Source organism: Neoroseomonas soli (genome assembly GCF_018129065.1).
Taxonomy (GTDB): Bacteria; Pseudomonadota; Alphaproteobacteria; order Acetobacterales; family Acetobacteraceae; genus Neoroseomonas; species Neoroseomonas soli.
On sequence record NZ_JAAEDM010000038.1, the window covers coordinates 1 to 12,534 of the forward strand.

Consider the following 12,534-nt stretch of genomic DNA (forward strand, 5'->3'; position numbering starts at 1 on the left):
GCCGGGGCGGCGCCGGCCGGTGCGCCCGGCGCCGCCCCGGCGCAGGACCAGCCCGTCACCTTCACCGCCGAGGAGGTGGAATACGACCAGAACCGCGCCCTCGTGGTCGCGCGCGGGCGGGTCGAGGCCTGGCAGGGCAACCGCATGGTGCGCGCGGACGAGTTCACCTACGACCGCAACACCGGCGTCGCCACCGCGCGCGGCAACGTCCAGCTCATCGAGGCCGACGGCCAGGTCATCTTCGCCGACAGCGTGGTGCTGGAGAACCAGTTCAAGGACGGCGTGCTGGAAGGGTTGCGCGGCCTGCTGGCGCAGAACGGGCGCGTCGCCGCCGCCGGGGCGCGGCGCACCGGCGGCAACCTCTTCGACCTCAGCCGCGTGGTCTATTCATCGTGCAATGCCTGCCAGGACGATCCGCTCGCCCCGCCTGTCTGGCAGCTGCGCGCGCGCACCGCGACGCTCGACCAGCAGGCGCGCCAGGCGCGCTACCGCGACGCGGTGGTGGAATTCGGCGGCGTGCCGGTGTTCTGGACGCCCTACCTGCAGCACCCGGCGGGCACCGCGCCGCGCCAGTCGGGCTTCCTCAGCCCGACCTTCGGCATCACCGGCTATCTCGGCGCCTTCGTCGAGACGCCCTACTACTGGGCGATCGACGAGCAGCAGGAAATCGTGCTGCGGCCGCAATTCGCGACGCGCCAGGCGCCGAACCTCGGGCTCGAATACCGCCGGCGCTTCAACTTCGGCGAGATCGAGGCCGACGGCTCCGTCGGCTACCTGAACGGCGATTCCAACACCGAGCGCGGCTTCGCCGGGCACATCTTCTCGCGCGGGCGCTTCTCGATCGACGAGACCTGGCGCACCGGCTTCGACTTCAACCGCGCGAGCAGCGAGGACTACCTGCGGATCTACCGCTACGGTGCGCGGCGGCTGCTGAACTCCAGCGTCTTCACCGAGGGATTCTGGGGCACGGATGCCTATGCGCGGCTCGATGCCCGCGTCTTCCAGGGCCTGCGCGCGACGGACAACAACAGCCAGATCCCCTTCGTCCTGCCCAACCTCTACTTCGACTGGCACTCGCAGCCCGATTCGCTCGGCGGCACCTTCACCTTCGACACATGGAACTTCGCGGTCTTCCGCGACCAGGGCACCGATACCCAGCGTGGCGCGGTGCGGCTCGGCTACAGCCTGCCCATCACCGACGCGCAAGGCGGGATCTGGACGCTGCGCGCGCAGTCGGACCTCGCCGCCTATGCCTTCACCGATCTCTCGGGCGCGCCGAACTACTCGACGGCGGCCAATAACGGCACGACGGGCATGGCCAATATCCGCGCGGCGCTCGACTGGCGCATGCCCTTCGTGCGCAGCGCCGGGGAATACGGCCAGCAGGTGATCGAGCCGCGCATCCAGTTCGTCGGCGGGCCGCTGACCGGCAGCCAGGCCGGCGTGCCGAACGAGGACAGCATCGACTTCGAGTTCACCGACGCCAACCTGTTCAACCTGAACCGCTTCGGCGGGCGCGACCGGCAGGAAGGCGGCACGCGGGTGGACTATGCGCTGCGTGGCGCCTGGTACTTCCCGAATGGCGGCATGCTCGAGGGCCTCGCCGGCGGATCCTACCGCACGCAGCGCGACGGCGGGCCCTTCTTCACCGGCAGCGGGGTCGAGGACCGCGCCTCCGACTACGTCGCGCGGGCGCGTGTCATGCCTGTGCCCTGGCTGGAGTTCCTCGGCCGCGGGCGCTTCGACAACGAGAACGGCGCGACGCGCTTCCTCGACCTCTCGACCAGCGTCAACTTCGACACCGGCACGGCGGTCACGGGCGGCTACCTCTATACCCCCGCCGCGCCCTACCTGACGCCGGTGCGTGATCGGAACGAAGTCGCCGCCGGCGTCACGCAGCGCGTCGGTTTCTGGCGCTTCAGCGCCTATGGCCGCTACGACATCGACATCAACCGCCCGGTCGCGATCAGCGCCTCGGTGGCCTACGAGGACGAGTGCCTGCTGCTCGAGGCGCGGTTCTTCAAGCGCTTCGCGGAAGATCCGTCGACCGGCAACCTCTACCCGGCGAACACGATGCTGCTGTTCCGCATCGGCCTGAAGACGATCGGCGATGTCGGGTTCCGGGCGATTTGAGTCCCGGCGCGGGGCGGCCCGACCGCGTGAAGCACTTCGTGGCACGGAGGGGCCGCCGTGCCGTTCCGCGCTTCCCCGCGAACCCGGCAGGTCCTAAAGAGGCGGTGCCATGACAGCCGTGACGCTCCCCCCCGCCCGGCGCCCCCGGCGCTTCGCGGCCCTGCCGGCCGCCCTGCTGCTCGGCCTGCTCGCCGTGTCGCAGCCGGCCTCCGCGCAGCGCGCCAACCGCGTCGCCGCGGTGGTGAACGGCGACGTCGTCACCCTGCAGGAGGTCGAGAGCCGCCGCCGCCTGCTCGCGCTGACCGCCGGCATGACCGGTGAGGTGGGCGGCCGCGCCAACGACCAGATCCTGCGCCTGCTGATCGACGAGCGCCTGCGCACGCAGGAAGTCGCGCGCCGCCGTATCGCCGTGACCGACCAGGACATCGCCAACGCCGTCGGCGAGATCGAGACGCGCAACGGGCTGCCCACCGGCGGCCTGCGGGATAACCTGCGCCGCGCCGGCATCGACGCGCGCGTGCTCTACGACCAGATCCGCGCCCAGATCGGCTGGAACCGGCTACTGCGGTCCCAACTCGGCGGCCAGGCCAACGTCGCCCAGGCCGAGATCGACGAGGGCGTCGCCGCCGCCCGCGCCCGCACCGGCCAGCCGGAATTCCTCGTCTCGGACATCTACATCCCCGTCTCCAACCCGGGGCAGGAGGCGGAGGTCCAGCGTTTCGTCGCCGACATCATCGTCCGCCTGCGCCAGGGCGCGCCCTTCGCGATGGTGGCGACGCAGTTCAGCCAGTCCCAGACGGCGATGCTCGGCGGCGACCTCGGCTGGATCCAGCCCGACCGGCTGGACCCGGAGGTCGCCACTATCGTCCGCCAGATGCCCGAAGGCGCGATCTCCAACCCGATCCGCGTGCCCGGCGGCTTCGTCATCGTGACGCTGCGCCAGAAGCGCATCGCCGGCCGTGACATGGCGACCATGCTGACGCTGCGCCAGGCCTTCTTCCCCTTCGAGGGGCAGGTGAACCCGACGGCGCCGACGGCCCAGCAGCTCCGCCAAGTGGAACGTGCGCAGTCGCTGTCCGAGGGCGCGCGGTCCTGCGACGCGATCGAGGCCGCCTCCCGCGGCAGCCCGCGGCCCGCCGACCCCGGCCAGATCCGCCTCGAGACGGTGAACCCGCCGGAACTGCGCGACCTCCTGGCCAACCTGCCGATCGGCCGGCCGTCGCAGCCCATCGTCTCGCCGGACGGCGTGATGATCATCGCCGTCTGCGCGCGGGAACAGCGCAACCTCGCCGAGATCACGCCCGACCAGGTGCGCGACCGGCTGCTGCGCGAGCGCGTGGAACTCATCTCCCGCCAGGTGCTGCGCGACCTCCAGCGCCGCGCCCAGATCGACATCCGCAGCGAGCCCACCCCCGCCCGCGAAGCGCCCGCCGCGAGCCAGCCGCAGCGGCGCGGCTGACGCCTCGGCCGTGACCGGGCCCGACCTGCCGAGCCTGCGCGAGACCGTCGCGCGGCACGGGCTCGATGCCCGCAAGTCGCTCGGCCAGCACTTCCTGCTCGACCCCGCGGTCTGCGCGCGCATCGCGGCGCTGGCGGGCGCGCTCGACGGCCGCCACGTCATCGAGGTCGGGCCCGGCCCGGGCGGGCTGACGCGCGCGCTGCTCGCCTCCGCGGCCGCGGAGGTGGTCGCGGTGGAACTCGACCGCCGCGCGGTCGCCGCCCTGGCGGAACTCGCCGCTGCGCATCCGGGCCGGCTGCGGGTGGTCGAAGGCGACGCGCTGAAGGTCGATCCCGGCGCGCTGGTCCCGGCGCCGAGGAAGATCGTCGCCAACCTGCCCTACAATGTCGCGACGCCGCTTCTGGTCGGCTGGCTGCGCGGCGCCGCGGCGCTGGAAGGCATGACGCTGATGTTCCAGCAGGAGGTCGCGGAACGCATCTGTGCCGCGCCGGGGGCCGAGGCCTATGGGCGGCTGTCCGTTCTCGCGCAGTGGCGCTGCCGCTGCGACATGCTGCTGCGCCTGCCGCCGGGCGCCTTCAGCCCGCCGCCCAAGGTCTGGTCGGCGGTGGTGGGGCTGACGCCGCATGCGGAGGACCCCGGGTCGGTGCTCTTCGCCGCGATGGAACGCACCACGGCGGCGGCCTTCGGACAGCGGCGGAAGATGCTGCGCGGGGCGCTGAAGTCGCTGGGCGATGCGGAAGGGCTGCTGGCGGCCGCCGGGATCGACGGGACGCGGCGGGCGGAGACGCTGACGGTCGCGGAGTTCGACACACTGGCGCGGGTCGTGATGAAGGTCGGGGGGAGGTGAACTCCCCCCGATCCCCCCTCCTTCTTTGGATTCCTGGGGACTGACGTCGAAAAGGGGGGCGGGCGTCGCGCGGGCCGTCGCGGCGGCGCTTCCCGGGGCGTGCTGCGCCGCTCAGCCGAGGCCGGCGGGCAGTCCTGCCCAGACCTCGTCGATGCTCATCTTCCGCGGCAACAGCCCCTGTTCGAGCGCGTAGCGCATGGCGACCACGATCGCCGGATCGAGCGCGGCACGCCCCCGCGGCAGCGCCGCGTCACCGGCCGCGACGCCGAACAGGCGCAGCAATTCGGTCACGATCTCCGGCCGGTCCCGTGCCATCGCGGCCTTCACCACCACCAGATGGTTCACCGGGACGAAGCCGTGCGCGGCCCGGAAGGCGCGACCGGCGGCATCCGGGTCCGGGAAGACCGGGCGCAGCCCGGCATCCCCCGGCAGGTCGTAGCCGAAGATCGCGGCGTCGAGTTCGCCCGCCCGCAGCATCGCGAGCATGTCCTTGCCCGGCGCGGCACGCTCGACGAAGGGCGGGTCGCGGTATTCGGCGACATGGGCGTCCTCGAAGGTGACCCAGGCGACGTCCTGCGGCGCGACGCCGTGCGCCTCCTGCATCCGTCCGCGCAGCCAGAGGCCCGTGGTCTGCGAATAGGCGCGCACGCCGACGCGCCGGCCGCGCAGGTCTTCCGGTCCGCGGATCCCGCTGTCGGCGCGGCAGAGCAGCGCCGGTTCCTGGAAGCGCGCCGCGACCGCGACCGGCAGCAGCACCAGTTCCTTCCCCCAGGCCTTCGCCATCAGGAAGGTCGCGATCGCCATCTCGCTGACGTCGAAGCGCGATTCCCGCACCATCGGCGCGAAGGCGCGGGAGATCGGCTTCACCTCGACCGGATCCAGCGCGAGCAGCGGAGAGGCGACGCGCCCATCCAGCAGCGCCGCCGTGTGCGGGTAGCGCCCGAGCGCGGTGCTGAGCCGGATCACGTTCATCCGCGCCGGCCCCTCAGGCCAGGCTTTCGACGACGTGGGGGAAGACCGACTGATAGCCCTCGCCCCAGGTGATCTTCTTGTCGGAGTTGCGCGCCGCCTGCGCGCCACGCTGCTGCGCGACGCGGGTATAGTATTCCCAGAGGTGCTCCTGCCCCTCCATGCACTCGATCGCCGCGCGCTTCTTCGCCCAGACGCTGCCGATGTCGAGCAGCACGTCCGGCTTCCAGTTGCACTGCTCGGGCTGGTGCGGCTCGAACAGGAAGACCGGCGGCGCGCCGAGCACCTTCTGTTCCGGATTGTGGCCGTGCGCCTGCGCGGTGATGCGCGCGTTCTGCGCCCAGGCCGACACCGCCGGATGGTCGTGGTTGTAGAGGTCTTCCTTGCTGTGCGTCAGCATGAAGGCGGGGTGGATCGCGCGGTACACGTCCACCAGCCGGAAGAAGGCGGCCTCCGTCAGGTTGATCGGGTAGTCGCCGAGGTCCCAGAACTGGATGTCGTGCACGCCGAGGACGTCGGCTGCCTTCTTCGCCTCGGCCTCGCGCGAGGTCTTCACGCGCTCCATCGTCATCCCGGATTGGCGCCAGAGCTTCGCGCTCTCCCCGCGCTCGCCGTAGGAGAGGCAGACCACCGTCACCTGGTAGCCCTTCTCGGCATGCAGCGCGATCGCGCCGCCGCAGCGCCAGACGAAGTCGGCGGAATGGGCGCTGACGACGAGGGCGGTCTTCGTGCTCATCACTTGTTGTTCCTGTCCGGGAAGCAGGGGCGCGCCGCGCGTGTGGAAGCCTTCAGGCTCCAAGGCTGGCGATTCTTTCGCTCGCTGTCGATCCGCACGCCGGCCTCCTACCCCTGCACCCAGGCGAGCACTGCGGCGAGGGTGAAGACCGAGATCACAGTGGAGACGAGCACCGTCGCCCCGGAGCGGTCCGCCCCCGTCGCGTAGCGGCGCGCCAGCAGGAAGGCATTCGCCCCGGTCGGCAGCGCCGCCGTCATCACCGCGACGCCGGTTTCCAGCGGCGAGAGCGCGAGCAGGACGCAGCCGCCCCAGACCATCAGCGGCAAGGCCGCGAGCTTCAGGACCGTCGCCCAGGCGACTTCCCGCCAGGATTGCCCGGTGCTGAAGACCGCAAGCGATCCGCCGAGGCAGAACAGCGCCACTGCCGGCGTCGCCGCGCCGAGCATCTCCAGCGTGCGGCGCATCGGGCCGGGCACCGGCAGGCCGATCGTGCTCCAGCCCAGCGCGACGAAGACCGTCACCACCACCGGGTTGCGCGCGATGCCGGCAAGCGTCGCGCCGACGATCCGCCGCCACGGCGCGTGCCGGTGCAGGCCGAACTCCGCCACCACGGTGCCGAGCGTCAGCAGCACCATCGAATGCAGCGCGATGATGGTGATGAGGATGCTCAGCCCCGCCTGGCCGAAACTCGCCGCGATCAGCGGGATGCCCATCATCACCGTGTTGCCGAAGGTGCAGTTCAGCGCGAAGAGCCCCGCCTCGCCGAGCGGCATTTCCATGCGCCGCGTCCCCAGCCACAGCGCCACGCCGTACAGCACCACGGCCGCGGCGAAGAAGGCGAAGGCCGCCGGCCCGCCGCCGGCATGGCCCGCCGTGCCGCCGGCGAAGAGCAGCGCCGGCGCGGCGAGGTTGAAGGCGAAGGAATTCAGACCGCGGAAGCCCGCCTCGTCGATCAGCCGCCGTGCCGCCGCCAGGTAGCCGAGGCCGACGATGGCGAAGACGGGCGCGACGATCCCGAGGATGGCGCCCAAGCCGTCAGCCCGCCAGCAGCCGAGCGATGAAGCCCGCCATGCCGGGCTGGCGGCGCCGCTCGCTGCGGGCGGCATGCAGGATGGAGCGGACCTGGGCGACGGTCGCGGCGAAGTCGCGATTGACCACGACGTGGTCGAACTCGTCCCAGTGGGTGATCTCCTCGCGCGCCGCCGCCATGCGCTTGGCGATCTCCTCCGGGCTGTCCTGGCCGCGGCCACGCAGGCGCGCCTCGAGGTCGGGCAGGGAAGGGGGCAGCAGGAAGATGCCGACCACGTCCTCGGGCAGCGTCGCCTTCATCTGGCGATGGCCTTGCCATTCGATGTCGAACAGCACGTCGCGGCCCGCGGCGAGCGCCGCTTCCACCGGCCCGCGCGGCGTGCCGTAGGACCGGCCGAGGAAGCGCGCATATTCGAGGAATTCGCCGCGTTCGGCCATGGTGTCGAACTCGTCGGGCGTCTTGAAGAAGTAGTGCACCCCTTCCTGCTCGGCGGGGCGCGGCGCGCGCGTGGTCGCGCTGATGGAGAGCGACAGGGCGGGCTCGGTTTCGAGCAACGCCCGCGAGACCGAGGTCTTGCCCGCCCCCGGCGCCGCCGCGAGCACCAGGCAGAGGCCGCGCCGCGCGATGCCGTCATTCGACATTCGCGGACTGCTCCTTGAGCCGTTCGATCGCCGCCTTGAGTTCCAGCCCGATGCGCGTCAGCGCCGTGCTGGACGACTTGCTGCACAGCGTATTGGCCTCGCGCACGAATTCCTGGGTGAGGAAGTCGAGCTTGCGGCCGATCGCCTCGCCGGAGTTCAACAGCCGCCGCGCCTCGGAGATATGGGCGGAGAGGCGGTCGAGTTCCTCGCGGACATCGGATTTCGTCGCCAGCAGCGCGACTTCCTGCGCGAGCCGTTCCTCCGGCACGCGGCGCTCGCCTTCCAGCAGCGCGGCGAGGCTTTCGAGCAGCCGCTGCCGGTGCAGTGCCGGCTGGTCGGCCGCTTCCTTCGCCGCGAGTTCGTGCAGCGCCGCCACTTCGTCCAGCAGCACGCCGAGGATGTCGGCCAGCTTCCCGCCTTCCGTCCGGCGCGATGCCACCAGTCCGTCGAGCGCGGCGGCGAAGGCGGCGGCGATGGTGGCGCGTTTCGCCTCTTCCTCGGTCTCGTCCGGTTCGGTCACTTCGGCGCGCAGCACGCCGGGCAGGGTCAGCAGCGCCTCGGCGCGCGGCGGCGGGCAGCCGGGGATGCGGGCGGCGAGGTCGAGGGCGATCTTCAGCGCCTGGTCCAGCGCCGCCGGGTCGGGCGTCAGGCGCGCGGCCGTCCGTTCTTCTCGCTTCACGGTCAGCGTGGCGGAGACATTGCCGCGCTTCAGCACGCGCCCCGCCGCCTCCTTCAGTGGCGACTCCAGCGCGTCGAGGCCGCCCGGCAGGCGCAGCCGCACATCGAGCCCCCTGCCGTTGACGCTGCGCACTTCCCAGAGGAAGGAGGAACCGTCCGGCAGCGTGCCGCCCTCGCGGGCGAAGCCGGTCATGGAGGACAGGGGAGACTTGGCCATGGCGCCGCTTCTCCCCCGTGGAGGGGACTGATGCAACCCACCTGGGACCATGTGCTGATCACCGGGGCGTCCTCCGGCCTTGGGCGCGCGCTGGCCGAGGCCTGCGCCCGCCCGGGGGCGGTGCTGCACCTGTCCGGCCGCGACGCCACCCGGCTGGAGACAGTTGCCGCCGCCTGCCGCGCGAAGGGCGCGGAGGTGCGGCCGGTCGTGCTCAGCGTGACCGATGCCGCCGGCATGGCGGGGTGGATCGCCGGCGCCGGGCGGCTGGACCTGGTCATCGCGAATGCCGGCATCTCGGCCGGCACCGGCGACGGCACCGAACCGCCCGCTCAGTCCCGCGCCATCTTCGAGACCAACGTGACCGGCGTGCTGAACACGGCGCTCCCGGCCATCGAGGCCATGGCTGCCCAGGCGCCGGGGTCGGACGGGGTGCGCGGGCGGGTGGCGGTGATCGCCTCGCTCGCTGCCTTCGTCGCCGCGCCCGGCGCACCCGCCTATTGCGCCACCAAGGCGGCGGTGCAGCGCTGGGCGGAGGCGCTGGACGGGACCGAGCGCCACCGCGGCATCCGCCTGCACGCGGTCTGCCCCGGCTATGTCCGCACGCCGATGACGGCGCACAACACCTTCCCCATGCCCTTCCTGATGGACGCCGAGGAGGCGGCGCGGCGGACGCTGGCCGGCATCGCGCGCGGGCGGGTGCGCATCGCCTATCCCTGGCCGACCTATGCCCTGGCGCGCCTGGCGGGGGCCCTGCCGCCGGGGCTGCGGTCCTGGATCTTCTCCCGCATGCCGGCGAAGGGCCGGGCTAGCGACGACGCGTCGTGACCAGCCAGACGGCGGCGAGCACCACGGCGCCGCCGGCAAGGACGCTCCAGGACGGCACCTCGCCCAGCCACAACACCGCGATGGCGGTGGCGAAGACCGGCTGCAGGTAGCCCACCATCGCCGCGTCGGCCGCTCGCGCTCGCGTCGCCAGGCCGAGGAACATCGTCAGCGGCACCGCGGTCGCGAAGACGGCGAGGATGACCGCCACCACCCAGACCTCCGGCGGCTGCACCAGCGCCCCCGGCCCATCGACGGCCAAGGCGAGGCTGCCCGAGAAGATCGCCGACACCGCCTGCTGCCCGAGCGCGAGCGCCGCCGCCGGCCCGCGCGGTGCCATGCGCACCCAGACGGTGCTGACCGCGTAGGAGAAGGTCGCGCCGAGGACCAGCAGCGCGCCGAGCGCCGAGCCGCCGCCGAGACCCCCCGGCCCGACCACGATCGCGATGCCCAGGAACCCCGTGCCGATGCCGGCCAGCATGCGTGGCGTCGGCTTCTCCCCCGGCAGGAAGATCGCGGCGAGCAGCGTGACCATCAGCGGCCCCGCCGCCTGCACGAGGGAGGCCGGCGCCGCCTCCATCCGCTGCAGCGCGAGGGGGATCAGCGTATTGGGAATGACGCCGCTGAGGGTGCCGAGCACCACCGCCGCCAGCAGCACGCCGCGCGAGATGCCGTCCAGTTCGCGCCGGAACCACAGGAAGACGAACACCGCCACCGCCGCCAGCGTTCCGCGCACGCCCGCCAGCGCGAAGGGCGGCAGATGGGCGGCAAGGAAGCGGATCAGCGGAAAGGCCGCGCCCCAGAGCGCGGCGATGACGAGTAGCCGGGCCCAGAGCGCCGCACCCGACAGCGGCGCCTGTCCGTTCATCCGAACCCGTGGAAGTCGCAGAACTCCCGCGCGGGGACGCGTTCCGTCACCAGGCCGTTCTCCGGTGCCTCCGGATCCGCATGGCCGAGCGCCATGCCGCAGACCACCACTTCCTCCGGCGTGATCGGCAGATGCGCGCGGATGGTGCCGTGATGCGGGGCGAAGGCCGCCATCGGGCAGGTGTCGAGGCCCATGCCGCGCGCCGCGACCATGAAGTTCTCGAGAAACATGCCGTAGTCGAGCCAGGACCCGATCTCGAGCCGGCGGTCGATGGTGAAGACCAGCCCGGCCGGCGCGCCGAAGAAGTCGAAGTTGCGTGCGTGCTGGCGCTTCATCTTCTCCGTCTCGCCCTTGGCGATGCCGAGCCGGCCGTAGAGGTCCCAGCCCACCTTGCGGCGGCGGGCGAGGTAGGGCTCGAAGAACTGCGCGGGGTAGTAGCGGTATTCCGCCTCTCCGGGGCGTCCGGCCATGTGCTCGGCGACCAGCGCGGCGGAAAGGCGCTTCAGCGCTTCCCCGGCGAGCGCATAGGCCCGCCAGGGCTGCATGTTGGTCCCCGAGGGCGCGCGGGCGGCGATGTCGAGCAGGCGCTCCACCGTCTCCCGCGGCACCGGCACCGGCAGGTAGGCGCGGATGGAGTGGCGGGAGGTGATCGCCGCCGCGACCGGGTCCGCGATGCCGTGCATCAGGCGCGCGCCGTGTCGGCGAAGGCGACCGGGCGGCCGACCGGCGCGCCGAGCACCTCGTCCTCCCGCATCACCACGTTGCCGCGCACGATGGTCATCATCGGCCAGCCGGTGCAGCGGTGCCCGGCGAAGGGCGTCCAGCCGCAGGGGGAGACGATCCAGGATTCCTCGATCGTGCGCTGGCGCTTCATGTCCACCACCGTCACGTCGCCATCGTAGCCGACCGCGAGCCGCCCCTTGTTGAGCGCGCCATAGACGCGCGCCGGGCCGGTGCCCATCAGGTCGGCAAGGCGCGGCAGGGACAGTCGCCCCGCGCTGACATGGTCGAGCATCAGCGGCACGATGGTCTGCACGCCGGTCAGGCCGGCGGCGGTGGTTGGCCAGGGGCGTTCCTTGGCCTCGCGCGAATGCGGCGCGTGGTCGGATCCGACGCAGTCCACCCGCCCGTCGCGCACCGCCGCCCAGGCGGCTTCGAGGTGCCGCGCATCGCGGATCGGCGGGTTCATCACCGCATAGCCGCCGAGGCGGTCATAGGCCTCGTCGGTCTGCGTCAGGTGGTTGAGCAGCACCTCGCAGGTCGCGATGTCGCGGTAGTCGGAGAGGTAGTCGAGTTCCTCCGCCGTCGAGACGTGCAGGATGTGCGCCGGTCGCCCGGTCCTGCGCGCGATCGCCATCAGCCGACGCGTGCCGAGGAAGGCGGCCTCCACGTCGCGCCAGACCATGTGGTTGCGGTGCGGCATGCCCGGCGTGAACATCGGCTTGCGCGCCTGGAGGCGATACTCGTCCTCGGAATGGTAGGCGATGCGGCGGCGGCCCGCGCGCATCACGCGCTCGAGGTTCTCGTCGTCCTCCACCATCAGGTCGCCGGTCGAGGAACCGGCGAAGACCTTGATGGCGCAGACATTCGGCTGGTGTTCGAGGTCCGCGAGCCCGGCGATGTTCGTCTTGGTCGCGCCGACATAAAGCCCGACATCGCAATGCGCGACGCCCGCGAGCCCCGCGCGCTTCGCATCCAGCCGCGTCGTGTCGGTGATGGCGGGCGAGGTGTTCGGCATGTCGAACACCGCCGTCAGCCCGCCGAGCACGGCGGCCTTCGTCCCGGTCCCGATGGTCTCCACCTTCGCATCGCCCGGATCGCGCAAGTGGACATGCGGGTCGATCAGCCCGGGCAGGACGTGCAGGCCCTTGCAGTCGATCACCTGCGCGGCCTCGGCCCGGCGCAGGTCGCCGATCGCAGCGATGCGGCCGGCGCGGATGGCGAGGTCGGCTTCCTCCACGCCCCAGGGCATCACGACATGGCCGCCACGAAGCAGAAGGTCGAAGCGTTCGGCAGTCATGGCGGGGCTCCTCGCAGGTTCGGCGCCGTTGTCGCACCGTGCCGCGCGGGCCGGAAGACCCGGGGGTGTTTGTGTGTGTTGCGCAACGAAAACGGTCCTGGCGGCTTGTGATGC

General features: G+C 72.1%; 12 protein-coding genes. 4 read left to right on the forward strand and 8 right to left on the reverse strand.

The window, feature by feature from the left end; translation table 11 throughout:
• From GXW76_RS14200 to rsmA, 3 genes are all read left to right on the forward strand, one after another.
• Positions 1-2,133, forward strand: a 2,133-nt coding sequence (locus GXW76_RS14200) for an LPS-assembly protein LptD (protein WP_246514317.1), incomplete at its 5' end; no start/stop codon positions are given.
• Positions 2,134-2,242: 109 nt separating this feature from the next.
• Entirely contained in the window at positions 2,243-3,592 is a 1,350-nt protein-coding gene (locus tag GXW76_RS14205) for a peptidylprolyl isomerase (protein ID WP_211862743.1), read from the forward strand.
• 10 nt (positions 3,593-3,602) lie between these two features.
• A complete protein-coding gene (rsmA, locus tag GXW76_RS14210) occupies positions 3,603-4,439 on the forward strand; it encodes a 16S rRNA (adenine(1518)-N(6)/adenine(1519)-N(6))-dimethyltransferase RsmA (protein ID WP_211862744.1) in 837 nt (278 codons plus the stop codon).
• 111 nt (positions 4,440-4,550) lie between these two features.
• Here rsmA and GXW76_RS14215 read toward each other — a convergent pair whose 3' ends face one another.
• From GXW76_RS14215 to GXW76_RS14235, 5 genes are all read right to left on the reverse strand, one after another.
• On the reverse strand, positions 4,551-5,411 hold the full coding sequence (locus tag GXW76_RS14215; protein ID WP_211862745.1) for an ABC transporter substrate-binding protein: 861 nt from the start codon (positions 5,409-5,411) through the stop codon (positions 4,551-4,553).
• Positions 5,412-5,424: 13 nt separating this feature from the next.
• A complete protein-coding gene (locus GXW76_RS14220; protein WP_211862746.1) occupies positions 5,425-6,144 on the reverse strand; it encodes a PIG-L deacetylase family protein in 720 nt (239 codons plus the stop codon).
• A gap of 107 nt (positions 6,145-6,251) precedes the next feature.
• On the reverse strand, positions 6,252-7,175 hold the full coding sequence (locus tag GXW76_RS14225; RefSeq protein ID WP_211862747.1) for an AEC family transporter: 924 nt from the start codon (positions 7,173-7,175) through the stop codon (positions 6,252-6,254).
• 4 nt (positions 7,176-7,179) lie between these two features.
• Positions 7,180-7,815 carry a guanylate kinase gene (gene gmk, locus GXW76_RS14230; protein WP_211862748.1) on the reverse strand — a complete coding sequence of 212 codons (636 nt, stop codon included), beginning with the start codon at positions 7,813-7,815 and terminating at the stop codon, positions 7,180-7,182.
• Positions 7,805-8,710, reverse strand: a complete 906-nt coding sequence (locus GXW76_RS14235) for a YicC/YloC family endoribonuclease (protein ID WP_246514319.1) — start codon at positions 8,708-8,710, stop codon at positions 7,805-7,807. Before GXW76_RS14235 ends, gmk begins: the two co-directional genes overlap by 11 nt.
• A gap of 30 nt (positions 8,711-8,740) precedes the next feature.
• Between GXW76_RS14235 and GXW76_RS14240 the strand changes: the two genes are divergently transcribed.
• A complete protein-coding gene (locus tag GXW76_RS14240; protein WP_211862749.1) occupies positions 8,741-9,535 on the forward strand; it encodes an SDR family NAD(P)-dependent oxidoreductase in 795 nt (264 codons plus the stop codon).
• Here GXW76_RS14240 and GXW76_RS14245 read toward each other — a convergent pair.
• Genes GXW76_RS14245 through GXW76_RS14255 form a run of 3 tightly spaced genes read right to left on the reverse strand, consistent with a single transcriptional unit; the run spans position 9,516 to position 12,420 of the window.
• On the reverse strand, positions 9,516-10,400 hold the full coding sequence (locus GXW76_RS14245) for a DMT family transporter (RefSeq protein ID WP_211862750.1): 885 nt from the start codon (positions 10,398-10,400) through the stop codon (positions 9,516-9,518). The two genes, GXW76_RS14240 and GXW76_RS14245, sit on opposite strands and share 20 nt — an antisense overlap.
• On the reverse strand, positions 10,397-11,083 hold the full coding sequence (locus GXW76_RS14250; RefSeq protein ID WP_211862751.1) for a nitroreductase: 687 nt from the start codon (positions 11,081-11,083) through the stop codon (positions 10,397-10,399). The genes GXW76_RS14245 and GXW76_RS14250 overlap by 4 nt, the downstream gene beginning before the upstream one ends.
• Positions 11,083-12,420 (reverse strand): dihydroorotase, encoded by a 1,338-nt coding sequence (locus tag GXW76_RS14255; protein ID WP_211862752.1) that lies wholly within the window; start codon positions 12,418-12,420, stop codon positions 11,083-11,085. Before GXW76_RS14255 ends, GXW76_RS14250 begins: the two co-directional genes overlap by 1 nt.
• Positions 12,421-12,534: the final 114 nt, after the last annotated feature.

Excerpts from the sequence above, each read along its gene's own strand:
- GXW76_RS14255 (WP_211862752.1), bottom strand. The coding sequence starts at position 12,420 with ATGACTGCCGAACGCTTCGACCTTCTGCTTCGTGGCGGCCATGTCGTG.
- GXW76_RS14250 (WP_211862751.1), bottom strand. The coding sequence starts at position 11,083 with ATGCACGGCATCGCGGACCCGGTCGCGGCGGCGATCACCTCCCGCCAC.
- GXW76_RS14220 (WP_211862746.1), bottom strand. The coding sequence starts at position 6,144 with ATGAGCACGAAGACCGCCCTCGTCGTCAGCGCCCATTCCGCCGACTTC.
- GXW76_RS14235 (WP_246514319.1), bottom strand. The coding sequence starts at position 8,710 with ATGGCCAAGTCTCCCCTGTCCTCCATGACCGGCTTCGCCCGCGAGGGC.
- gmk (WP_211862748.1), bottom strand. The coding sequence starts at position 7,815 with ATGTCGAATGACGGCATCGCGCGGCGCGGCCTCTGCCTGGTGCTCGCG.
- GXW76_RS14215 (WP_211862745.1), bottom strand. The coding sequence starts at position 5,411 with ATGAACGTGATCCGGCTCAGCACCGCGCTCGGGCGCTACCCGCACACG.
- GXW76_RS14240 (WP_211862749.1), top strand. The coding sequence starts at position 8,741 with ATGCAACCCACCTGGGACCATGTGCTGATCACCGGGGCGTCCTCCGGC.
- GXW76_RS14245 (WP_211862750.1), bottom strand. The coding sequence starts at position 10,400 with ATGAACGGACAGGCGCCGCTGTCGGGTGCGGCGCTCTGGGCCCGGCTA.
- GXW76_RS14205 (WP_211862743.1), top strand. The coding sequence starts at position 2,243 with ATGACAGCCGTGACGCTCCCCCCCGCCCGGCGCCCCCGGCGCTTCGCG.